The organism is Paenibacillus sp. 19GGS1-52 (assembly GCF_022369515.1).
Lineage (GTDB): Bacteria > Bacillota > Bacilli > Paenibacillales > Paenibacillaceae > Paenibacillus_AQ.
On the sequence record NZ_CP059724.1, the window covers coordinates 3,322,853 to 3,345,199 of the forward strand.

Annotated in this window: 19 protein-coding genes and 1 pseudogene; 16 read left to right on the plus strand and 4 right to left on the minus strand. The window is 46.2% G+C overall.

All coding sequences use genetic code 11. From position 1 onward, the window contains the following. Window positions 1–187: 187 nt before the first annotated feature. Window positions 188–1,411 carry a glucose-1-phosphate adenylyltransferase gene (locus tag H1230_RS15575; protein ID WP_239716820.1) on the minus strand — a complete coding sequence of 408 codons (1,224 nt, stop codon included), beginning with the start codon at window positions 1,409–1,411 and terminating at the stop codon, window positions 188–190. A gap of 215 nt (window positions 1,412–1,626) precedes the next feature. Here H1230_RS15575 and glgB point away from each other — a divergent pair, with 215 nt between their 5' ends. Beyond that, window positions 1,627–3,543, plus strand: coding sequence for a 1,4-alpha-glucan branching protein GlgB (gene glgB, locus H1230_RS15580; RefSeq protein WP_275591230.1), 1,917 nt, complete (start codon window positions 1,627–1,629; stop codon window positions 3,541–3,543). A 50-nt stretch (window positions 3,544–3,593) separates the two neighbouring features. After that, window positions 3,594–5,018, plus strand: a complete 1,425-nt coding sequence (glgA, locus tag H1230_RS15585) for a glycogen synthase GlgA (protein WP_239716822.1) — start codon at window positions 3,594–3,596, stop codon at window positions 5,016–5,018. Window positions 5,019–5,119: 101 nt separating this feature from the next. Here glgA and H1230_RS15590 read toward each other — a convergent pair whose 3' ends face one another. Continuing rightward, entirely contained in the window at window positions 5,120–6,865 is a 1,746-nt protein-coding gene (locus tag H1230_RS15590; RefSeq protein WP_239716824.1) for an alpha-glycosidase, read from the minus strand. A 344-nt stretch (window positions 6,866–7,209) separates the two neighbouring features. On the opposite strand from H1230_RS15590, the gene H1230_RS15595 reads away from it, so the two are divergent. The 4 genes from H1230_RS15595 to H1230_RS15610 all read left to right on the plus strand — a co-directional run bounded on the left by H1230_RS15595 (window position 7,210) and on the right by H1230_RS15610 (window position 11,134). Further along, on the plus strand, window positions 7,210–8,022 hold the full coding sequence (locus H1230_RS15595) for a transporter substrate-binding domain-containing protein (protein WP_239716826.1): 813 nt from the start codon (window positions 7,210–7,212) through the stop codon (window positions 8,020–8,022). Between the two features lie 106 nt (window positions 8,023–8,128). Next, window positions 8,129–8,788, plus strand: coding sequence for an amino acid ABC transporter permease (locus tag H1230_RS15600; RefSeq protein ID WP_239716828.1), 660 nt, complete (start codon window positions 8,129–8,131; stop codon window positions 8,786–8,788). After that, the gene (locus H1230_RS15605; RefSeq protein ID WP_239716830.1) at window positions 8,775–9,497 is read left to right on the plus strand and encodes an amino acid ABC transporter ATP-binding protein; all 723 of its coding nucleotides are present in this window, start codon (window positions 8,775–8,777) and stop codon (window positions 9,495–9,497) included. Before H1230_RS15600 ends, H1230_RS15605 begins: the two co-directional genes overlap by 14 nt. 107 nt (window positions 9,498–9,604) lie before the next feature. After that, window positions 9,605–11,134: a Ppx/GppA phosphatase family protein gene (locus H1230_RS15610; RefSeq protein WP_239716832.1), complete on the plus strand. Its 1,530-nt coding sequence runs from the start codon at window positions 9,605–9,607 to the stop codon at window positions 11,132–11,134. On the opposite strand, the gene ppk1 is transcribed toward H1230_RS15610, so the two are convergent. Beyond that, window positions 11,082–13,196 carry a polyphosphate kinase 1 gene (ppk1, locus tag H1230_RS15615; protein ID WP_239716834.1) on the minus strand — a complete coding sequence of 705 codons (2,115 nt, stop codon included), beginning with the start codon at window positions 13,194–13,196 and terminating at the stop codon, window positions 11,082–11,084. The two genes, H1230_RS15610 and ppk1, sit on opposite strands and share 53 nt — an antisense overlap. Before the next feature lie 333 nt (window positions 13,197–13,529). Here ppk1 and H1230_RS15620 point away from each other — a divergent pair, with 333 nt between their 5' ends. Further along, entirely contained in the window at window positions 13,530–14,201 is a 672-nt protein-coding gene (locus H1230_RS15620; RefSeq protein ID WP_239716836.1) for a 3D domain-containing protein, read from the plus strand. A 79-nt stretch (window positions 14,202–14,280) separates the two neighbouring features. Here H1230_RS15620 and H1230_RS15625 read toward each other — a convergent pair whose 3' ends face one another. Then, window positions 14,281–15,162, minus strand: coding sequence for a polysaccharide deacetylase family protein (locus H1230_RS15625; RefSeq protein WP_239716838.1), 882 nt, complete (start codon window positions 15,160–15,162; stop codon window positions 14,281–14,283). A 177-nt stretch (window positions 15,163–15,339) separates the two neighbouring features. Between H1230_RS15625 and H1230_RS15630 the strand changes: the two genes are divergently transcribed. The 9 genes and pseudogenes from H1230_RS15630 (at window position 15,340) to H1230_RS15670 (ending at window position 22,329) form a co-directional block, all read left to right on the plus strand. Beyond that, window positions 15,340–16,380 carry an NADH:flavin oxidoreductase/NADH oxidase gene (locus H1230_RS15630; protein ID WP_239716840.1) on the plus strand — a complete coding sequence of 347 codons (1,041 nt, stop codon included), beginning with the start codon at window positions 15,340–15,342 and terminating at the stop codon, window positions 16,378–16,380. 79 nt (window positions 16,381–16,459) lie between these two features. Continuing rightward, window positions 16,460–17,163, plus strand: a pseudogene (locus tag H1230_RS15635) (dihydroorotate dehydrogenase electron transfer subunit). Next, window positions 17,156–18,088, plus strand: a complete 933-nt coding sequence (locus H1230_RS15640; protein WP_239716842.1) for a dihydroorotate dehydrogenase — start codon at window positions 17,156–17,158, stop codon at window positions 18,086–18,088. The pseudogene H1230_RS15635 and the gene H1230_RS15640 overlap by 8 nt, the downstream one beginning before the upstream one ends. Window positions 18,089–18,122: 34 nt before the next feature. After that, window positions 18,123–18,443, plus strand: a complete 321-nt coding sequence (gene lpdD, locus H1230_RS15645; protein ID WP_239716844.1) for a prenylated flavin chaperone LpdD — start codon at window positions 18,123–18,125, stop codon at window positions 18,441–18,443. Window positions 18,444–18,583: 140 nt separating this feature from the next. Beyond that, on the plus strand, window positions 18,584–19,252 hold the full coding sequence (locus tag H1230_RS15650; protein WP_239716846.1) for a PspA/IM30 family protein: 669 nt from the start codon (window positions 18,584–18,586) through the stop codon (window positions 19,250–19,252). 123 nt (window positions 19,253–19,375) lie between these two features. After that, the gene (locus tag H1230_RS15655) at window positions 19,376–19,780 is read left to right on the plus strand and encodes a DUF350 domain-containing protein (protein ID WP_239716848.1); all 405 of its coding nucleotides are present in this window, start codon (window positions 19,376–19,378) and stop codon (window positions 19,778–19,780) included. A gap of 222 nt (window positions 19,781–20,002) precedes the next feature. Further along, a complete protein-coding gene (locus H1230_RS15660) occupies window positions 20,003–20,509 on the plus strand; it encodes a DUF4178 domain-containing protein (RefSeq protein ID WP_239716850.1) in 507 nt (168 codons plus the stop codon). 189 nt (window positions 20,510–20,698) lie between these two features. After that, window positions 20,699–20,929: a BTB/POZ domain-containing protein gene (locus H1230_RS15665; protein ID WP_239716852.1), complete on the plus strand. Its 231-nt coding sequence runs from the start codon at window positions 20,699–20,701 to the stop codon at window positions 20,927–20,929. A gap of 119 nt (window positions 20,930–21,048) precedes the next feature. Continuing rightward, a complete protein-coding gene (locus H1230_RS15670; protein WP_239716854.1) occupies window positions 21,049–22,329 on the plus strand; it encodes a molybdopterin molybdotransferase MoeA in 1,281 nt (426 codons plus the stop codon). Window positions 22,330–22,347: the final 18 nt, after the last annotated feature.

Sequence of the window (22,347 nt, forward strand, 5' to 3'; positions counted from 1 at the left end):
CGTGATTGCTTGCGCCAACAAGTTACTACTTCACGTCTACGCTAAAGAAGGGGCAGGCCTACACTCTTTAACTAAAAATATCCATAAAATGGAGGGTTATTTATCACATTTTAACAATATAACAAACTTCAATGGTATTCAAAAGCCGGACTTGACATGCTATTAGCTGGTTTTCATAAAAAGATTGTCAGGATGGAAGGCCTTCGGCCCGCAGTCGCCCAGTTTTCTCATATACATCCTGAAGCAGACGGGAAGGTTGGGTGCGGATGACTGGTTTAGCAGCTACGATCTCATGAGGTCCAACAACAACAATGTTGTCTGCACTGCCTTTAATAATGGCTCCATCCTTGATGACGGCACCTTCGCCGATGATGGCATTTTCGATCTGTACACCACGGCCTATCCGTACACCCGGCATAATCACGCTCTGTTTAATCTGGGACAGCTTGCCAATCTCCACACCTCCAAAGATGACCGAACGGAATAAGCTGCCTTCCATGATGCTAAATTCGTTCACAAGGCAATCTGTTACCGGAAGTTGAACACGTGTTTTATGAACGGCAAGCTTGGGACGGCGGGCCCGGCTATACATTGGCCAACGTACATTATCGATCTGAAAGCCGTTATCAGCTTGGAGCAGATCCATGTGGGCCTCCCAGAGGCTGCTCACAGTTCCTACATCTCTCCAGTAACCTTCGAAACGGTAGGCGAACAAGTCGTCATTACTGTTAAGCATAGTTGGGATGACGTCTTTACCAAAATCATGGCTGGAAGCTGGATTTACGGCATCGCGCAGCAAATACTCCTTCAGATAGTCCCAACGAAACAGATAGATGCCCATTGAAGCTAAATTGCTCTTTGGAACCTTTGGTTTCTCCGCAAATTCGGAGATTTTAAGTTCGTCATTCACGTTCATTACACCAAAGCGGCTGGCTTCCTCCCATGGAACCTCCATAACGGAGATCGTAGCTTTAGCGCCCTTGCTGTGATGATAATCAAGCATTTTGCGGTAATCCATATGGTAAATATGATCTGCCGACAGGATTAATACATGTTCTGGATTGTGGCTGTCGATAAATTCAATGTTTTTATAAATGGCATCGGCGGTTCCCAAATAGTTCTCTCTACCTTCAATACCTGAAGGAAGCAAAGTGACTCCATGGTCTACATTGGAATTGAGCCTCCATGGCTCACCTTCTCCAATATGTTGATGCAGCGACTCAGCTGCGTACTGTGTCAATACGCCGACAGTATCAATATTGGAATTCACACAATTGCTTAGAGGAAAATCAATGATTCTATACTGTCCACCGAAAGGGACTGCAGGCTTAGCCATATTGGCGGTTAAAGGTGCCAATCTGCGCCCCTCTCCACCTGCCAATAACATGGCGATACATTCTTTTTTACTCATTTGTTATCCCTCCCATTTTTTGTCAATGCTTGTAATATAAACTTTCGACAAGCGCTTGAAACGGCATAGGTGAAATATATTGCTGTGAATCAGAAAAAATTACAGGAACCATTTCTCCAACCATAAAACATAGCTTTTCACCAGCAAATCATTTTCAAATGGTTTAGATTCGGGTAATGTAATAGGTGCATCCTATATGAAAAGGTGGTGATGAATTGGCTGAGACACCAACAACAGAAACCCTCCCGTCATCTGATGATATTTTCTTGTTTCATGAAGGCACGAATTATCGCAGCTATTCAATGCTGGGCGCGCACACTGCCGCTGAAGAAGGCATTTCCGGCGTACGCTTTACCGTGTGGGCTCCTCATGCGACATATGTAGGACTAGCAGGTAACCATAATGGCTGGGACGGAACGCAGAATATGGACTCGTTATATAAGATACCCGATTCAGGATTTTGGAGTCGTTTTTTTCCGGGGATGGAGCCGGGAACTTTTTACAAATACAGGATTGTGGCCGCAGATGGGACAAGTTTTCTAAAAGCAGATCCTTTTGCCTTCAAGGCTGAGGTTCGTCCGGCTACTGCATCCGTTGTTGCAGAGCTTGCGGGCTACCAGTGGGGAGATGCTGCTTGGCGGCGCAAGAACAAGTCTCCATACAATCAACCAGTGAATATTTACGAAATGCATTTTGGAACCTGGCGCCAGAAGGAAGACGGTGAATTCTATACCTATCAGGAACTGGGTGGACTGTTGATCCCATATTTAGTAGAAATGGGCTATACCCACGTAGAATTCATGCCACTCGCAGAGCATCCGTATGACTTATCATGGGGCTATCAAGGGACGGGTTATTTTGCCGCAACAAGTCGTTACGGTGATCCGCATGAGCTCATGTATCTGATTGATCATCTTCATCAGGCAGGCATAGGTGTGATATTGGATTGGGTTCCGGCCCATTTTGCCAAGGACGCTCATGGTCTGCGGATGTTTGACGGTTCCGCTCTTTATGAATACGCCGATCCGATGTTAGCTGAGAAGCCAGGTTGGGGTACCCTTTCGTTTGATTTCAGCAAGCCTGAAATATCCTCATTTCTAATCTCCAACGCGCTGTTCTGGTTTGATCTGTACCATATTGACGGAATGCGTGTGGATGCTGTCACGAGTATGCTGCGCCTTGACTTTGAGAAGAAGAGCCATCAATATCGTCATAATGCCAATGGCGGTTTGGAGAATCTTGAAGCCATCAGCTTTATTCAGCGGCTGAACAAGGCTATATTTCAATACTATCCCAAAGCTTTGATGATGGCTGAGGAATCGAGTGCCTGGCCTGGGGTTACTGCCCCTGTTCATGAAGGCGGGTTAGGCTTTAACTACAAATGGAATATGGGCTGGATGAACGACACACTGGGTTACATAGAACATGAATTCAGCGAGCGGCCGCATCATCATAATCTGCTGACATTCCCGATTTGTTATGCATACGCGGAGAATTATACTTTGCCTTTATCGCATGATGAGGTCGTGCATGGCAAGAAGTCACTCTTAAACAAGATGCCAGGCTCCTATGAACAGAAGTTCGCTGGACTGCGGCAGCTGCTCGGTTATCAGATGTCGCATCCTGGCAAAAAGCTGCTGTTCATGGGTAGTGAATTCGGGCAATTTATTGAGTGGAAGGATCAGGAGCAGCTGGATTGGCTGTTGCTTGAGTATGAGAGCCATCAACGTATGCTGGCCTATAGTAAAGAACTCAATAAGCTGTACCTCTCTGAAAAAGCGTTATGGGAGCTGGATCATGATCTGGAGGGCTATCAGTGGATAGACGCGGATGACAGTGGACAAAGCATTGTCTCATACATTCGTAGAGGCAAGAAGCCCGTGGATACGCTGTTATTTATTATTAACTTCCAACCGGCACAGCGTCTCAACTACCGTATTGGTGTTCCTCGTCCGGGGGCTTACGAAGAGATCTTCAGCTCTGAGCGTACAGAGTTCGGCGGCTCAGGAGTGCATAATGCTCCAATGCAGAGCAGCAAGTTGGAGTGGCATAATCAATTGAACAGCATAGAGCTGACAATACCGCCGTTAAGCTTTCTGGTACTAAAGAAAGTTGGACGTAAAGGTAAATGATAACTAATTAGCGAATTAGTAGTGAAACTGTAAATTAAGGGGGAAATTAAATGAAGGTGTTATTTGCCGCAGCTGAAGCACATCCGTTTATCAAAACGGGTGGGCTGGCTGATGTGATTGGTGCTTTGCCGAAGGCGCTAAAAAGTGCCGGAGTAGATGTTCGGGTAATCATGCCTAAATACCGTGGCATTCCAGAAAAATTCACCGCACAAATGGAGCATATCACTGAAGTCTTTGTTCCCTTGGGCTGGCGCAATCAATACTGTGGTATCGAGCGTTTAGTGTATGAGGGTATTCCGGTATATTTTGTTGACAATGAGTATTATTTCGGACGAGATGGAATTTATGGGTATATGGACGATGGAGAACGCTTTGCGTTCTTCAACCGAGCGGTGCTTGAATGTCTGGAGGCTATTGATTTCCAGCCCGATGTGCTGCATTGTCATGACTGGCACGCTGCAGTAATCCCCATGCTCCTGGAAGGTCACTACCGCCACAATCCATTTTATAGCAATATACGCACTGTGTTCACCATACACAACCTGTTGTACCAAGGGGTGTTCCCTTATGAGGTGCTGGGTGAGCTGCTTGGCTTGAACAATAGTTACTTTGCCGGGGTGGAATATTATGGAGGTATAAACTTCATGAAGGGCGGTATCGTCTATAGCGATCATATCACCACGGTCAGTCCAACCTATGCGGAAGAAATTCGCACCCCCTATTATGGTTATGGACTGGAGGGATTACTGACCTCACGAGCGGATCATCTGACCGGTATTGTCAACGGAATTGATACGAAGAGCTATAATCCGGCAACAGACCCGCAAATCTTCTCCCGATATCGCTCCAATCTGGCGAAGAAGACCGAGAACAAATTGGGTCTGCAGCAGGAATTGGGTCTACCTGTAGCTCCATATATCCCAATGATTGCGATGGTTACTCGACTGGTTGATTCCAAAGGACTGGATTTGCTGACTCGGGTGCTTGACGAACTTCTGTACTACGATGATGTTCAGTTTGTGATGCTGGGTACGGGGGATGAGGTCTATGAACGCTGGTTCCGTGAGGCAGCGTCGCGTTATCCAACGAAACTGTCGTCACAAATCCTGTTTAACGATGCATTATCCCGCAAAATATATGCAGCCAGCGATCTATTCCTCATGCCTTCGAAATTTGAGCCTTGCGGCATCAGCCAGTTGCTCGCACTGCGTTACGGCAGTATTCCGGTGGTACGGGAGACTGGTGGACTTAATGATACTGTTCATGCGTACGACGAGGAGACGGGTGAGGGCAATGGCTTTACGTTCAAAGACTACAATGCCCACGATATGATGTTTACGCTTCGCCGGGCGCTATCTTTTTACAGCAAACCTGAGCATTGGAAAAAAGTTACCAAAACTGCCTTCTCCGGTGATTACAGCTGGAATGTATCCGCACAGCAGTACATTGATATTTACGAGGGCATATTGGAATAGCAACGGATTTCAACAAGAAGTGAATCCTCAAACCCCAAACAGCAAGCCTCCAAGAAACGGAGACTTGCTGTTTGGGGTTTGGTTTCGTTGTCTATGAGTAACTACTCAAGCGTGCGGCATAATATCCGGTATCCATAAGCATCAAGGGCGATATTCATCATACCGCCTTGCGGGACAACAGGGTCACCTGTCAGCGCATCCAGCCAATCATCGGTCTCCATTGGATGACTAAGTGTGCGGGGTTCGGAGCCATTGTTCATCCAGATCGTAAAATGAATGACTTCATCCGCACGTTCATATACGATGCAGGAGTCGCTCTTATGAGCCTGCAGGATGCGGAAGCGACCTTCACGCAGTGCTTTGTTCTTTTTACGCAGTGCAATCATCATGCGGTAGAAGTCGTACAGTTCGCGGTCCTGCTTCTTCTCATCCCATTCCATACATTTACGGCAATCGGGATCTTGGTTCCCGCTCAGACCAATTTCATCGCCATAAAAAATACAGGGTGTACCCATAAAGGTGAAGAGGAAGACAACGGCCAGCTTCAGACGGCGTTTATCTTCACCTACGCAGGTGAGCAGGCGGGGCGTATCATGGCTGCCCAACAAATTAAAGACAACCTCATTCGTCTGTTGCGGATACCGCATCAGCAGAGCACCAATCCGGTGACCGAACGTTACTCCGTCCATGCCGCCGTTGAAGAACTCCAGTACCGTTCCAGAGAATGGGTAATTCATTACAGAATCAAATTGGTCTCCAAGCAGCCAGGTTAAGGAATCACTCCAAACTTCACCGACAATATAGGCCTCCGGATTGGCATTCTTCACGACTTTGCGGAAATCGCGCCAGAAATGATGGTCAACTTCATTAGCCACATCCAGCCGCCAGCCGTCTACTTTAATTTCTTTAATCCAATATTCCGCGACCTCAAGCAAATACGATTTAACCTCGGGATTTGCGGTATTGAACTTGGGCATATTGCCAAAAAATCCGAACGTGTCATACGTAGGAATACCGTCGATAATCTCGGCCGGGAAAGAGTTCATGTGGAACCAATCCTTGTAAACGGAATACTCCCCCTTCTCCAAAACATCCTGAAACGGTGGGAATTTATCGCTGCAATGATTGAATACGGCGTCGAGCATGACGCGGATACCTTTTTTGTGGCACTCCGCTATAAGCTGCTTCAATAGCTGATTGCTCCCAAAGTGCGGGTCAATCTTTTTATAGTCTACGATGTCGTATTTGTGATTGGAGGGGGAGAGGAAGAGTGGGGTGAAGTAAATAGCGTTGATGCCAAGCTCCTGCAGATCGTCCAGGTGGTCCAGTACTCCTTGCAGATCTCCTCCAAAAAAGTTATCCAGCTTCGGTGTACCGCCCCACTCCTCCGTTCCTTCCGGGTCAATAGTGGGGTCGCCTTTGGCAAATCGCTCGGTCATTATCTGATAAAAGACGGCGTCTTTAGCCCAATCAGGCACCTTGAACAAATCAATATTGTGTATGTAGGGAAATTCGTAGTAATGATTTGGCGGCTGTGGACATTCCTGGCGGATGCCATTATCCAGTAAATAGATATTCTCGGAACCTGCGCTGATGCGAAAGGTGTAGCACAAACGTTTGTATTTCGGACGAACCGCAGCTTCCCAATAATCGAACATATCATCCGAAGCCGCTTTTTCCATCATAACTTCATAATAAGTAGGGACCCAATCATATTTATCTCCGGTAAGGGCCACAACACAGTCCACATCATTGCGTTTGGTGCGAACACGCAGGTGTATAGTTTCTGTATCGTAGGCATAAGCCCACTTGTCGCGGGGAACATGGTACAAAGCTTCCAAAAGCATGACAGCACCTCCATAATGAATGTACAGAAAAAATATTAGGAGCTTAAGATGACGTGCCCAGCAAGCAATCGCATTAGCAAGTAATACCCTTGAGCGCAGCAGTATGAACCAAAGGCAGTTGCTTCTAAGAGGAAGCAAGGCTATGAAATCAGTATATACTTCTTCATGCAGTGTGTGCAAAATAGCTGATTCGGTAGAAATAAATTATCATTTCCTAAAATTACTGTTCAAAAACTGACAGAGGTTGTCACAAAAATGCCTTTGCATATTCATGCGTTGTGATTTATAATAAATCGGTCAAAGCGACAACATAGAGAACTTTAGAGAATAGGGGAGATATAGAAATGAACAAATGGGGTAAACTATCATTAGGAATGTTATTGGCGGTAGGCCTGCTTTCCGGCTGTGGTTCGAATAAGAACGATAATGAGTCTGCTGCAACCGGCAATAATAGTACTGGAACGGTCAAGACGCTTACGATGGGTACAAGCGCAGATTTCCCACCCTATGAATTTCACAAAGTAATAGATGGAAAGGATACAATCGTTGGTTTTGATATTGATATTGCCAAGGATATTGCCAAGGACATGGGCGCTGAGCTGGTAATCAAGGATTTACCTTTCAAGTCTTTGCTGAATGAGCTGTCGAGTGGACGAGTAGATATTGTTATTTCTGGCCTTAGTCCAACCGAAGATCGTAGAAAAGCCGTTGAGCTTTCAGATATTTACTATAAAGCGGATCAAGCAGTTGTGGTACGGGAAGCGGATAAAGATAAATTTGCGACAATGGATTCCTTGAAGAACGCCAAAATCGGTATTCAGACAGGTTCAATCCAGGAAGATATCGCCAAAGGTATTGAAGGTGCCAAGCTGACATCCCTAGGCAAAATTTCCGAGATCATTCTACAGCTTCAGTCAAACCGTGTAGATGCTTCCATTATGGAAGGCCCTGTTGCTAAGGCTTTTGTGAAGAATGTTCCAGGGCTTGTTGTTACAGCCGCTGTACCAGTTGTTGAAGACAACGGTTATGTTATTGGGATCAAGAAAGGCAATACTGAATTGCTTGAAAAAGTGAACGGGACGTTGGCCCACCTGATTTCGGAAGGCAAGATTGAGCAGTATGTAACAGCAGCAAGTGAACTTTCTATAAGCAAATAATTTAAGTTCGCATGTAGCAGATTGCATATAAGGGTTGTACCATACAGAAAATAGCGGTGATCCGCTGTTTTCTATTTTTTTGGAGATAGGAGGTCACGCTGAAATCATGAATATATTTAATCTAGCTTATGAATACCGGAATTTTTACTTAACTGGTCTGCAGTACACGTTGCTATTAGCTGTTATTGGTGTGTTCTGTGGATTTGTATTGGGAATCGCTGTTGCGCTTCTGAGAATGTCACGTTTATGGCCGCTGCGGTTCATTGCCACCGCTTGGGTGGAGTTCTTGCGCGGTACACCAATGCTGGTGCAGCTGTTTCTGATTCACTATGGTCTGCCTGTCTTGCATATCGAATTCACTCCAATAGAATCAGGGGCCATTACTTTATCGATCAACAGCTCCGCTTATCTGGCTGAGACCTTTCGGGCGGGTATACAGGGGGTAGACCGTGGTCAAATGGAAGCCGCCCGTTCTTTAGGGATGAGACAAGGCATGACCATGCGTTATATCATCCTGCCGCAAGCGCTGAAGAATGTGCTGCCGGCGATTGGCAACGAGTTTATTACCATTATTAAAGAATCATCCATCGTCTCCATGATTGGGGTAGCCGATCTATTATTCCAATCGCAAACGGTCACAACCATTACTTATGAAGCATTAACACCCTTACTCATTATCGCCTTTATGTATTTTGTTATGACATTCACGTTGTCCAAGATATTAGGCAGACTGGAAAGGAGGTTGAACACGGATGATCGCTGTTAAGAACCTGCATAAGCATTTCGGAAAGCTGGAAATATTGAAGGGCATTGATCTGGAGGTTAAAAAGGGCGAGGTCGTCGTAGTTATCGGCCCCAGTGGCTCTGGTAAAAGCACCCTGCTGCGCTGCTTGAATCTGCTTGAGCAGCCAACGGGTGGTGAGATTGCCTTTGAAGGTCATTCCATTACGACCAAGAAGCATGATATCAATGTGACTCGCGAGAAAATGGGGATGGTCTTCCAGCAATTCAACCTGTTCCCACACAAAACAGTGCTGCAAAATATTATGCTTGCCCCGCTCAAAGTAAAAAAACAGCAGCACAGTGAAGCAGAAAAAATTGCTGTTGAACTGCTGCGTACCGTAGGCCTAGAGGATAAAAAGGATGTTTATCCAGCCCAACTCTCCGGTGGACAGAAGCAACGGATTGCTATCGCCCGTGCGCTGGCGATGCAGCCGCATGTGATGCTCTTTGATGAACCCACCTCGGCGCTAGACCCGGAAATGGTCGGCGAGGTGCTGGAAGTTATGAAGAAGCTGGCTGAGGCTGGAATGACTATGGTTATAGTCACACACGAGATGGGATTTGCACGTGAAGTGGGTGACCGCATCCTTTTCATGGACGACGGTGTTATCGTCGAGCAGGGAACACCGGCAGAAGTATTCGGCAGTCCTAAACATGTGCGCACGAAAGATTTTTTAAGCAAGGTTCTATAATAAGAATTGAAACGGCCTCGGAGTTGATTTCCGGCGGTCGTTTTTGGTTTATAGACTCAAACCATGTATAATTAGGGGTCAAACAACCTGTAAAGGAGTACATACGCATGAGAGATGATCTTTGCCGAATAGGCATTATCGATATTGGTTCCAACTCCATCCGCCTGGTGATCTATGATACGACCTCGGAAGGAGGTTACAAAATTATAAAGGAGTGTAAGTACTCCGCTCGCTTGAGTGAAAAGATTACGAAGGAGAGCAGGCTGGAGCAGCATGACATGGAGACGATTATTCCGGTCTTGCGCCAGTTTAAGGAGATCTGCGATGAATTTGAAGTCGATAAAATCCGTGCTGGAGCTACAGCGGCGATTCGCAATGCAGCTAACTCCGCCGAGATTATTGCTTTTTTATCAGAGGCAACCTCCATCCCCATCGAAGTAATCAGCGGACATCAGGAGGCGTATTTTGGTTTCCTTGGTGTTATCAATGCCTTTGATGTAGAAGATGGTTTCGTCATCGATATTGGCGGCGGCAGTACAGAGATTACGCTTTTTCGTGGTCGGCGTTATCAACATAGTATCTCTTTCCCGTTCGGAGCTGTGAACACTAACAGTATGTTCGGCCAAGGCGGCAATTGGACTGCTGAGCAAGTACATAAACTTCAGGCTTATGTTATCGGCAGGCTGGTAGAGCATGAATGGTTGAGCACGGGCTCGGGACTACCTTTATTCGGCCTAGGAGGGACACTTCGTTCATTGGGTAAGCTGGATCAAAAAACACGGGATTATTCATTGCAAAATTCGCATGGATATACCATGCCTACGGAGACCATTGAACATTTTATGGCGACCTTGCCCTTAACGCCCTATGAGAAGCGCAAGGAGCTGGACGGGCTGTCCAAGAGCCGTGCCGATATCATCGTGTCAGGCCTAATTATTTTTCACACGGTGTATCAGTATATTGGAGCCAGCTGTTCAGTGATCAGTGGGGAGGGTTTACGGGAGGGCATGCTGCATGATCTGCTAAATCCAGAGGAGCCGGTGAGGAACAGTGCGTTGGAATATAGCCTGAATACCATCATCCGCTTTGATATCCGCACCTCGAAAAGACATCTGGATCATATTTACAAGCTGGCTCATAGTCTGTTTGAAGCCTTTACGGTAGAGGGTGATAAGGTAGAACAGGACATGTTGATCTATGTGGCCACAATGCTTCACCGCACAGGGACCAATATCAATTATTATCAATCCAAGCGGCATACACGGTACTGGTTGATGAATTCACCGATTCGCGGGCTCACGCACCGCCAGCTTATCCTCTGTGCCTTGATAGCCTCCTATAGCACAAAAAGCCGGAAGCAGAAAATGTCCAATTTGCATAAGGACATCTTGCTAGCTTCCGACGATGAGTTGATTCATAAGCTGGGTGCTCTTGTCCAACTAAGTATTGCACTGGACAGCAGCGAGATTGGTATTGTCAGCGACTTGAAGGCTGATCTGCACGGCAACAATCTCAGTCTTGAGTTGCAGGGCGCTCCAGCACTTCTAATCGGTCTGGAAGACATTGAGAACGCTCTGAAGGCGTTCAGGAGTGCTTGGTCGGTAAAGGTAAAGCTCGGTTTTCCTTCCAACGGGTAACATCCATGGCAACGAACTGGCTCCGGAAAGGGGCCTTTTTGTCGTCTGCACGTACATAATATCCATTAGCCTGCAGGAAGCTGGATTTCACATTATCTTTTAGGGACAGATCAAGAATCTTGACAATCTGTTTCCGAATATTGGTGTCATGCACTGGGCACATCAGCTCGATCCGCCGGGTAAGGTTACGTGTCATCCAGTCAGCACTTGATAGATAAACCTCTGGTTTCCCGCCATTCTCGAAATAATAAATACGCGAGTGTTCCAGAAAACGGTCAACGATACTGCGAACAGTAATTCGCTCGCTTAAGCCTTCGATTCCCGGACGCAGACAGCAAACGCCACGTACAATCAAATCTATGGAAACACCAGCCTGAGCTGAACTGTACAAATCATCAATAACCTGTTGATTCGACAGTGAATTCATCTTGGCAATGATGCGTGCAGGACGACCTGCGGCAGCATGCTCAGCCTCTCGATGCATTAAGTTCTGCAATGACTGGCTCATGTTGGTTGGTGCAACGATGAAAGAATTCCAGTCATAATTAGCAGAATAACCGGTCATCTGATTGAACAATTCTGAAGCATCAAGTCCAATGTCTGCTTGGGCGGTGAACAAGCTAAGGTCCGTATAGGCCTTGGCCGTACTGTCATTATAGTTGCCTGTACCCACATGTACGTAACGGCGTAACTCATTGCCTTCTTGGCGGACAATCAGCGTAATTTTCGCATGAGTTTTGAGACCAACCAGACCATAAACAACGTGACAGCCCGATTGCTCAAGCTTTCGTGCCCAGGCAATGTTCCGTTCTTCATCAAATCTAGCCTTCAGCTCCACTACTACCGTTACCTGCTTACCTGATTCAGCAGCGTTTGCCAGAGCGGTGATTAGTGGAGATTTGCCGCTGACCCGATAAAGAGTCATTTTAATGGCCATTACCTGCTCATCCTCGGATGCTTGAGTGATGAAGTCCGTCATTGCATCAAATGATTCATAAGGGTGGTAGACCAACACATCACGTTCGCGCAATACCTCGAAGAAATCCTCGTTCTCATCGAATTCAGCCGGATAGAGAGGTTCGATGGGCGGGTAATGCAAATAGCTGAAGCCTTTCAAACTTCCGGCAAAATTACGCAGGAAGCTCAGATCCAGCGGACCTTCAATTTCAAAAACGAAGTCTTCGATTTCAAATTCAGCCTGCAGTTGTTCCAAGGCATAGGGATGAATTCCTTTTTGTACCTCCAGACGGGCAGGAACGCCCCGCCGCCGTTTGCGCAGTTCTTTTTCGATTTCCTCCAGTAGATCCTCTGCACCTTCCTCATCGATGGTCAGATCAGAGTTGCGGGTTAACCGGAATTCACTAACAGCCACAGGTTCGTACCCACTAAAGAGAGTCTGAATGTGATGTCTGATTACATCCTCGATGAAGACAAACTGCCGTTTCTTACTGTTAGCACGGTAGGGAAGAGGGATACATCTCGGCAAGTTGGACGGAATTTGCAAAATAGCAAAATAGGGCTCGTCCTCGTGACTATTCTTGCTCGTAAGCACAACTGCCAAATAAATGAACTGGCTGTGGACGAGCGGAAAGGGCCGACTTTGATCGACAGCCATCGGTGTAAGCACTGGGTAAATGATGTCCCGGTAATACTGTTCGATAGACTGCTCCTGGGCGTGGGTCATATCCGCATAATTAACAAATACAACGCCTTCTTTATGTAAACCCCGTGAGATGCCTTGGAACGTACGGTATTGGTCGGCAATAATTTTGCTGACTCGTTTGATCAAGCGTTTATGCAGCCCTGATGGCGTATAACCCGTGAAATCTTTTTTCATGTAGCCCGCTCGGATCTGATCCTGAATCCCGGCTACACGGACACTGATGAATTCATCCAGATTGCTGGATACGATCGCCAGAAACTTGGCCCGCTCCATCAGTGGATTGTCTGGGTCTTGTGCTTCCTGCAACACGCGGCGGTTAAATTCGATCCAGCTTAAATCCCTGTTGAGGTAAGCAGTAGCTGGACTACTCTGGTTGATTTTTGTCTCTTCTGTATTCATGGACCCTCCAAGTATGATTCATTATCTAATATTCTCTATCGTATTCTATTATTCTACCTTTTGACAAAGGGGGAATTGTTAACGCTGTGTAAAATCTTTAGGGACTTTACTTGAATATTAAAAATTTATTGAACATTAGTTAACATAATTAAAATTATGTAACCTTTTATACTTTAAAATCACTAGGAAAAAGCTATATATTTCAAAATGGTAACAATTTCATGTGCATAGGTTACAAAGTTGTGATATATTTATTTTTGTAAGATTTACACAGTTCTATACCAGATTGAAGCAGTACATAGATTCAAAGCGCATAGAAACTAGGAGGTAAGCATGAAAATTAAATTCAGAACGATTAAAGCCATAGCGGCTGTTATGGGAATCAGTGCATTATTGCACGCAGTTCCTGCACAAGCAGACAGCATTCATATTGTAAAAGAAGGAAATACCTATTACTCACTGTCTAAGCAATACGGTGTCGGAATGAATGAATTGATGAAGGCAAACCCTAAAGTTGCACCCTTAAATATGTACCCTGGTCTTAAAATAACAGTTCCTGGTCAACTGGCAGCTAAGGCAGTAGCCTCTGCGAAAGTACTAACTGACAGTTCCTCGGCAATTTCAGCTAGTTTCAATGTGGAGCCTGATTCCAAAAAGGTAGAAGCATGGGGCAAGGTATTCAGCTATGACAAAACCTTGCAGGTAAAAGCTACAGCTTATTCCTCCGCAAGCAGCGAGAATGGAATATGGGGTGCGGTCGATTACTTTGGTAATGCACTGAAGCTTGGGACTATCGCCGTTGATCCTAGTGTAATTCCAATGGGCACCAAGGTATTGGTAACGGGTTATTCACACCCGGGCCTGCCTAAACTCGCTTTCGTGGCAACAGCAACTGATCAAGGAAGCGCAATAAAGGGTAACCGTATTGATATCTTTATTCCTGGAAGCCAAAGCTTTGTGTCCGATTTTGGATTTCAGTATGTACAACTATATGTAATTCAATAAAGAGACCTGAAATTCCTGCAAATTGTCTATAAAGTTGCAAAAGAAACGGAGGATGCCCTTAGTGGTGCCTCCGTTTCTTTTATTTATTTTTGGATACCTGTAGCATTTGCGGTACCGTCACAAAAGTATACCCTCGTTTACGCATAATCGTGATCACTTCAGGGAGCGCCTGAATCGTCCCTCTAAGATTACTTCCTCGTCCACCACCACCATGCTGCAGTATGATAGATCCTTTTCCGGCATGCGACAGAATGTTATTTCTTACCTGCGCCTTGGAAAGCCCCCTCCAATCCAGAGAGTCTACGTTCCAATTGACAAGCTTATAACCACGTGCTTTCGCCCACCTCAGCTGCTGCTCACTGATATCTCCATAGGGTGGCCGAATCAGCCGAGGCTTATAACCCGCCAGAGCTTGCAGGACATTTTCTGTTCTAATAATTTCGGATCTAAAATCAATCAGCGTAAGCTTTACGAATTGTGGATGATTATAAGAGTGGTTGCCGACAACGTGGCCCTCGCGAATCATTCTTGCTACTAGTTCGGGGTGTTTCTTCGCCCGGCTGCCCACAACAAAAAAAGTCGCCTTTACATGGTACTTCTTCAGAACGTCGAGTACCTGTGGGGTAAACCTTGGGTCAGGCACATCATCAAAAGTAAGAGCGATAATTTTACTACGGGGGCCTTTGGTCATAATTGTCTCGGGATATTTGCGAAGAAGCTGGCTTAGAGAGAGCCCTTTAGAATTTTTGCGGGATTGGGTAGCCGATGCAGCAGAGGAAGTACCTGCCGAAACGGCCTGTTCTTCAGGTACAGTAGAAGATTGTGTAACTTTAGAGTCCAGAGTTACTTCAGATTCCTGCAAGTCGGCTGAAGCTAGCCCTGAAGCAGAGAACGGACAGAGTAGGGCAATAATTGCGCTCCATATGATGATTTGCTTCCAACCTCTATGCCGATTATCCATCTCCTGATGCCTCCTGTTACCCCTAAATGCTGTAATTTTCTACCTTTGTTATCTCCATTGGAGACGGGAATTATGCTTGGTATCAACCTTTTCGGTTAATATTTCTTGCTGTATACTAAATATTAAGGAACAGTTGCCAGTACCACAAACTTAGGGATGGGAAGGACGGAGACAGGGATGTCGGATTTGTTTACACCTTATGAATTAAGAGGACTAACGCTAAGAAATCGGATTGTTATGCCACCGATGTGTCAGTATGCAGTGGAGAAACAGGATGGCATGCCAAACGAGTGGCATTTTGTCCATTATGTCAGCCGTGCGGTTGGAGGGACTGGCTTTATTATTGTAGAAATGACCGGTATACATCCGGATGGACGAATTACCAGGCATGACACCGGTATCTGGAGTGATGACCATATTGAGGCTTATCGTAAGATTACGGATAGTGTTCACGCTTCTGGCGCCAAGATCGCAGTTCAGTTGGGACATGCTGGCCGCAAAGCAATAGATGCCGAACCGCCTGTCGCCCCTTCCGCAATTGCCTTCGATGCTAACTCCAAGACCCCTCAGGCTCTTTCCAAGGCAGGTATCGTCGAGTTGATCGAAGCTTATGCTGAAGGGGCGCGCAGAGCGGTACAGGCCGGATTTGATACTGTGGAAATCCATGGAGCCCATGGCTACTTAATTCACCAGTTCCATTCGCCGCTGACAAATATCAGAGAGGATGAGTATGGAGCTGATCTTGCCCTTTTTGGCGAACAGGTTGTCACAGCCGTTAGAAATGTCCTGCCTGCTGATATGCCTTTGCTAATGAGAATTTCCGCTAAGGAGTATGTGAACGGGGGATATGATGAAGCCTACGCTCTGGAGATCTGCCGACGCTATAAAGACGCAGGAGTGGACATGTTCCACGTTTCTTCAGGAGGAGAAGGTCCGATTGGCTCGAATGGCGGTCCTAATGCGGGGTCTGCCTACCAAGTGAATCTTGCAGAATTTATCCGTAGTGGTTTGCAGGTCCCTGTGATTGCGGTGGGTCGTCTGGATTCGTACCCGGTGGCCCAGTCTATTATCGCTGAAGAACAAGCAGAGCTTGTTGCCGTTGGTCGCGGGATGCTAAGTGATCCTTATTGGGCTTTACATGCGGAAGAAGCGCTAGGAAGCGTACAGAACGTCCCTAAGCCTTATGAACGTGGCATATGGAATAGAAGTAGACTCTAATTTGTGTGAAGTATGTCACAGAATTTTAGTTCCTTCTAAGGCATGGTTATTAAGATTAAATTTGAAGGAGCTTGATAACGTGGCGACGGTTATAAGTAACGAGCGGCTAACAGACGGAGTATATCACCTCAGAGTGGCGGGGAATTACGGCGGTGAAATGGGTCAATTCTACATGCTGCGGGCATGGGGAGCCTATCCACTTCTTTCCAGACCGCTTAGCATACATCAAGTGAACGATGATGGTGTTGAATTTTTGTATCACGTTGTAGGTGAAGGAACAAAGATATTGGCTGAATTAAATCCCGGAGATCCTATAGGACTGGAAGGACCGTTTGGCAGTGGATTCCCTAAGGTGGAAGGTAAAGTTGCTCTTGTGGGTGGGGGATCGGGATTGCCCCGCTTTATTATTGCGCCCAAGAACTGCCCGGCTGCGATGTGTTTCTGGGCTTTAGCCGCCAGGCTTTTCGGGAGGAAGCCTTCCGCCCTCTGGCAGCTGAACTTATGGTGAATGTCGGTGGATTAATTTTAGATAGTGTTGATTTCACACAATATGATCATGTATTTGTCTGCGGACCACATCCGATGTTAAAGGCGGCACAGCTAAAGGCAATTGCTGCTGAAAGCTCAGGCAGCCAGACGAATGTCTATCTGTCGCTAGAGAACCGGATGGCCTGCGGGATTGGTGCTTGTCTTGTCTGCAGCGTATCGTGTCGTGACGGCCAACGGAAGGCTTGTGCGGACGGTCCTGTCTTTCGGTCAGAGGAGGTATTATTCCATGACTAATATGAGCGCAAGCATTGGTAATGTGTATTTCAAAAATCCGATTGTGATGGCCTCCGGAACTTTCGGCTTTGGCCGGGAATATGGCAACCTCTATGATTTATCCTGTCTAGGCGGAATTTCCGGAAAAGGTCTTACACTTCACCCTAAAGCTGGAAATCCTGGAACCCGTGTATATGAAACAGCTTCAGGTATGTTGAACAGCGTTGGACTTGAGAATCCGGGGATCGCTGCATTTTTGGAAAAAGAATGCCCACACTGGGAGACACTCGACACAGCGCGCATCGTTAATCTGGGCGGAAATACCCTTCAGGATTATGTCACGGGAGCAGAGATGATTCAGCAAGATGCGGATGCTCGTGAACGCTCAGGCAACGTTGCAGTTGATATGATCGAGCTCAATATTTCCTGCCCTAATGTAAAGGAAGGCGGAATCGCATTTGGTGTTAAGACCGTTGCTGCACAAGAGGTAGTTCGTGCTGTGAGACGAGCTACGAAGCTGCCGCTTGCCGTGAAGCTTTCTCCAAACGCAGAGGATATTGCTGTGATGGCCCAGATGTGTCAGGAGGAGGGTGCTGACGCAGTTTCACTCATTAATACAATCTCCGGTATGAAGATTGATGTCCGCCGGCGCAGCAGCGTTTTTAATAATCTGTATGCTGGATTATCTGGACCGGCGATTAAACCAGTGGCCTTGCGTATGGTGCATCAGGTTGCACAGCGAGTTACCATTCCGATCATCGGAATGGGTGGAATTACCTCTGCTACAGATATTATTGAATTTATTATGGCCGGAGCGACGGTTATTCAAGTAGGAACCTATAATTTTATGAATCTGCGGGCAGGCAGCACGCTAGTTGAAGAGCTGGAGCAGTTTATGATTCAAGAAAGCATCAGCTCATTGGACGAAATTCGCGGAATCATCTAAAGAACTAATAAAATAGAAGGGGGAAAGCTGATACATGATTCTTCCTGATGATATTGAATTATCCGCAACGGCAGTGGGCCGGGATATCCTACTGCTTATTACCGGAGGTGTTCGCCATATCGGTGCGGCAAGCACCGCCTATCTGAATGGGGAGAACGTCGAAGTATTAACCTCAGCCGTACCACACCACAAGGAACATACGATCAGCGAATCCATCGCGCTTAAAGTTGCAGCAAAGCTGCGCAAAACTGTAACCGTTGTAATGGGTATTCACTATGATGATCTGACGAAGGATGGCATCCTGGAAGTTGTGGAGATTGTAAATGCTAAAGTTGATCAATATTTAGGGCAATAATTATGAAACGGTAATGAATTCCCTGCGTAAAAGATAACAAATGAGCTTTTAACTAAGCATTGACTTACAAAGCGAGGTCAGGAAAGCAACGCTCACTTAACTTAAATGTATGTTTACAAAATTTTAGGAGGAATGTCTAGATGTCTATATTTAAAAGATTGCGCGATTTAACAATGTCCAATGTGAATGCCATTATTGACAAAGCGGAAGACCCAATAAAAATGACCGATCAGTACATCCGCGATATGGCAGAGGATTTAGAAGATGCTGAGAAAGCAGTAGCTGCTCAAATCGCTATTGAGAAGAAATTCAAGCAGCTCTATGAAGAACAGGAGGCTCTTGTTACTAAGCGCAACCAGCAGGCACATGCTGCTGCTCAGGCTGGTAATGCCGACCTTGCCCGTCGCGCACTCGAAGAGAAGAAGTCTGCTGAAGTAAAGCTCGTTGAGTACAAGAGCAGCTTTGACCAGAACAAAGCGTCTGCAGATAATCTGCGTGGTAAACTGGATGAAATGCGTAAACAGCTTACTCAGATGAAGAACAAACGTGAGACCCTTGTGGCGCGCTTCAACGCAGCCAAGGCCCAAACTGAAATTAATAAAGCGATGAGCGGATTTAGCTCCGATTCTGCATCGGCAGGACTTAAACGTATGGAAGACAAAATGCTGCAGGCCGAAGCCCAGGCTGAAGCGAGCAACGAAATGAGCTCTAGCAATAAGTCGCTGGATGATGAATTTGAGAAGCTGAATAAGGATCAGGGAGTCGAAGACGAACTGGCCGCACTGATGAAGCAATACGACAAACAATAACATACGACCTTAGCCGGAGCACGGCTGATATTCTATAGGCGAAGGGGAGACAGTAGTAACGTTTCTCCTTCGCTTTATCTATGCTTTTCTTAGTATCTAAATTGAATACACGGGGGCAAAAAAATGGATCTCCATGTCCTGGTATCCATGGTCGTATGGACGGTAAGCAGCGCTGTGCTGCTGTTTGTACTGATGTACGTGGATTCACTGTTTACCCGATATAATGATTTAGAAGAGCTAAAGGCAGGCAATATGGCGGTTACTACTAGGTTTGTGCTGAAGCTCTTAGCGCAAGCCTATATATTATCCTCATCTATTTCTGCCGCAAGCAGTCTGGGAGAAGCGCTGCTTGTCTCCGTGGTTTCCTTTCTGCTTCTATTTGCTCTAGAAAAAACAGTTCACCTCTTGCTTGGAAAATGGGGAAAGATTGAGCTGGATCACGGGACTCAGCTTGGCAAAATAGGTTATGGATTATTATCTGGCTCATTGCATATCGTAGGAGCTTTATTAATTTCGGCTTTTTTGTAAGGCTGAGCTCAAAACTAAAGTTTAAGCTTACGAAGCGAGTTTGTTCGAAGTAATTCAAGGAAGCTTACGCTCACAAACTAAGGCGTATGCTTACGAAGTAGTTTTGTACGAAGTAATTCATAGAGGACTATGCTCACAAAACTTAAGTTTATGCTTACGAAGCGAGTTTGTTCGAAGCAATTCAAGGAAGCTTACGCTCACAAACTTTTAGGAGGAACGAAATTGAGTATATGGAAACGTATTGGAAATCTATTTTCCAAGCCTGCGGCTCCAGGTGTAACAAAGAGCATGCTAAATCTGGCTCCTGGAGACATTTGTGAGGTGTCGCTTGCTTCGTATGAGGTCACCGGACGGACCCATACGAATGGACGCAATGCGGTGGTTCTAACCCTGCGTGATGGAAGTCAGATCGCCTATTTGCATATTGAGGAGCGGGAGCGGCTGCGATATGCATTATATCGAGCGATCGACGGGCGGCTAGATGATCCGGCAGAGGTGCCGACTACGCTGCAATTGGATGATTATACTTATTTCCTTGAGGAAGAATACGAAGGTTATGCTGAGGTAGTCGGTCAAACTCCTTTCATGAATGGTGGGGAGCAGCATGTATGGCAGTATCAGTCAGATGATTCCCGCCTCCTCAGGGTAGAATGGCAGAATGGACGATTTATGCTGTATGAAGGTGAGACGGTCATTCCAGCGGATGTAAAAGTCATCCGTGCTTCTTGATATGACGTTTGAACCCCAAGTGAAGAGATGAGGTGCAATCTGAGCGATTGCGCCTCTTTTATGCGTTCCAAGGGGATGAGGTATATTTCTTGCGGTATTGTGGTGTTTTTACCATATGATGGATGAAATTTGCAACTTATCTTAAGCAGAATCGTAGAATGGAATAGTAAGAAAAAGGAGGAATAAGAAATGGATACCAAGAAGGAGCAAGCTATTAGTCCTAAAGAGTTTGTCAGGAATTTGATAAAAGGCGCGACAATGGGTTCCGTGTTCGATCCGGATATGACGGAAGAGAAAGTGAAAGCTACACCGGAATTCTCAACTCGACAAGTCATAAATCATGTTACCGGGAAAGAACAACTGTCAGAACAAGAAATGGAAGAACTCAAACGGGCTGCGAAATATAACCGCTCTATTTAATAATTAGGAACCTCGAGAAGGATACCTCCCTACCCCAAGGGATGCTATCCTTTTTTTATGTTTATAGTTAGAATAGTTCTGTTGAGACAACAAGAATAGATGAATGATGGAGGTGCTATATGAATGGAAATCAGGAACCAGCAGATCATAAATTTCAGCGAAGAGCACTTCAAGTTAAAGAGGCACAAGCCAGAATAACAGAGGTTGCCAAAGTACTTGAATATGAGGATGTGGCCCTTACTCAAAGCTGCGGGCGTTATTTGGCAGAGACGGTGTTCGCACCCCACCCTTTTCCAGCTTTTAACCGTTCAGGCATGGACGGTTTTGCCTTACAAGCGGCAGATATAAAGAACTGTGGGAACGGAATTCGCGTTTGGCTAGAAATCGTGGACAATATACCATGTGGTGCTGTATCTATAGTTGAGATCACATCGGGTACAGCTGCCAGAATTATGACGGGAGCACAGGTGCCTGAAGGTGCAGATACCGTTGTTATGCTGGAAGTTACGGAGACTCGTGTAACTAAGGGAATTACATATGTTGGATTTAGTAAAAAACAGGACGCCAAACGCAACATTACGCCCCGCGGTCAGGAGCTAAGCCAGGGTGATCTTGTACTCTCTGCTGGCAGCCTGATCTCAGCTGGTGAGATTGCTGTTCTGGCAGCCTTTGGCATGCATACCGTGAAGGTGCACAGACGGCCAAAGGTTGGTATTTTTGCAACCGGTACTGAACTGTTGGAGGTGCATGAACCGCTGCAGCCTGGCAAAATCCGCAATAGCAACTCCCCTATGCTGGAAGCCCTAGTGCGTGAGGCTGGAGGGGAGCCAATCATGCTTGGAGCGATTGTGGATGACTTGGAGCTGGCTCGAGGTAAACTGAAGCAGGCACTGGAGAGCTATGATTTTGTGATCACTACAGGCGGCGTTTCAGTTGGGGATTATGATATTATGGGTGATTTGGTGCGCGAGCAAAGTGGGGACATGCTATTTAACAAGGTGACAATGCGTCCGGGAAGTGTAACTACTGCTGCTGTGCGCGAAGGTAAGCTGTTGCTAGCATTATCTGGAAATCCTGGAGCCTGCTTTGTCGGCTTTCAATTGTTCGCCCGTCCAGTAATCTGCCTGATGCAAGGCGCATCACAGCCTTTTCTGCCGGAATGGACCGCAACGCTTGGAACGGATTATCTCAAAGTGAATAACTATACCCGGTTTGTGCGTGCACGGCTGGAGATCCGTGAGGGGAGTTTGTATGCCTTTCCGGCTACACTGGATGAATCTTCGGTGATGGTGACGATCAAAGATAGTGATTGTCTGATTATTGTACCACCTGAAGAGCGGGGATTATCTGCTGGTGCGAAGGTATTAGTACTTAAGCTGCCCGGAGAAATACGAGGCTGATTATTAGAAAATATTAAT

What these genes read in the sequence shown, in the direction of transcription:
- H1230_RS15575 (WP_239716820.1), bottom strand. Translation starts at nt 1,411, where the DNA reads ATGAGTAAAAAAGAATGTATCGCCATGTTATTGGCAGGTGGAGAGGGG.
- H1230_RS15610 (WP_239716832.1), top strand. Translation starts at nt 9,605, where the DNA reads ATGAGAGATGATCTTTGCCGAATAGGCATTATCGATATTGGTTCCAAC.
- H1230_RS15665 (WP_239716852.1), top strand. Translation starts at nt 20,699, where the DNA reads ATGGATACCAAGAAGGAGCAAGCTATTAGTCCTAAAGAGTTTGTCAGG.
- H1230_RS15640 (WP_239716842.1), top strand. Translation starts at nt 17,156, where the DNA reads ATGACTAATATGAGCGCAAGCATTGGTAATGTGTATTTCAAAAATCCG.
- H1230_RS15655 (WP_239716848.1), top strand. Translation starts at nt 19,376, where the DNA reads ATGGATCTCCATGTCCTGGTATCCATGGTCGTATGGACGGTAAGCAGC.
- H1230_RS15600 (WP_239716828.1), top strand. Translation starts at nt 8,129, where the DNA reads ATGAATATATTTAATCTAGCTTATGAATACCGGAATTTTTACTTAACT.
- H1230_RS15595 (WP_239716826.1), top strand. Translation starts at nt 7,210, where the DNA reads ATGAACAAATGGGGTAAACTATCATTAGGAATGTTATTGGCGGTAGGC.
- H1230_RS15630 (WP_239716840.1), top strand. Translation starts at nt 15,340, where the DNA reads ATGTCGGATTTGTTTACACCTTATGAATTAAGAGGACTAACGCTAAGA.
- lpdD (WP_239716844.1), top strand. Translation starts at nt 18,123, where the DNA reads ATGATTCTTCCTGATGATATTGAATTATCCGCAACGGCAGTGGGCCGG.
- ppk1 (WP_239716834.1), bottom strand. Translation starts at nt 13,196, where the DNA reads ATGAATACAGAAGAGACAAAAATCAACCAGAGTAGTCCAGCTACTGCT.
- H1230_RS15605 (WP_239716830.1), top strand. Translation starts at nt 8,775, where the DNA reads ATGATCGCTGTTAAGAACCTGCATAAGCATTTCGGAAAGCTGGAAATA.
- H1230_RS15590 (WP_239716824.1), bottom strand. Translation starts at nt 6,865, where the DNA reads ATGCTTTTGGAAGCTTTGTACCATGTTCCCCGCGACAAGTGGGCTTAT.
- H1230_RS15650 (WP_239716846.1), top strand. Translation starts at nt 18,584, where the DNA reads ATGTCTATATTTAAAAGATTGCGCGATTTAACAATGTCCAATGTGAAT.
- H1230_RS15620 (WP_239716836.1), top strand. Translation starts at nt 13,530, where the DNA reads ATGAAAATTAAATTCAGAACGATTAAAGCCATAGCGGCTGTTATGGGA.
- H1230_RS15625 (WP_239716838.1), bottom strand. Translation starts at nt 15,162, where the DNA reads ATGGATAATCGGCATAGAGGTTGGAAGCAAATCATCATATGGAGCGCA.
- glgA (WP_239716822.1), top strand. Translation starts at nt 3,594, where the DNA reads ATGAAGGTGTTATTTGCCGCAGCTGAAGCACATCCGTTTATCAAAACG.
- H1230_RS15670 (WP_239716854.1), top strand. Translation starts at nt 21,049, where the DNA reads ATGAATGGAAATCAGGAACCAGCAGATCATAAATTTCAGCGAAGAGCA.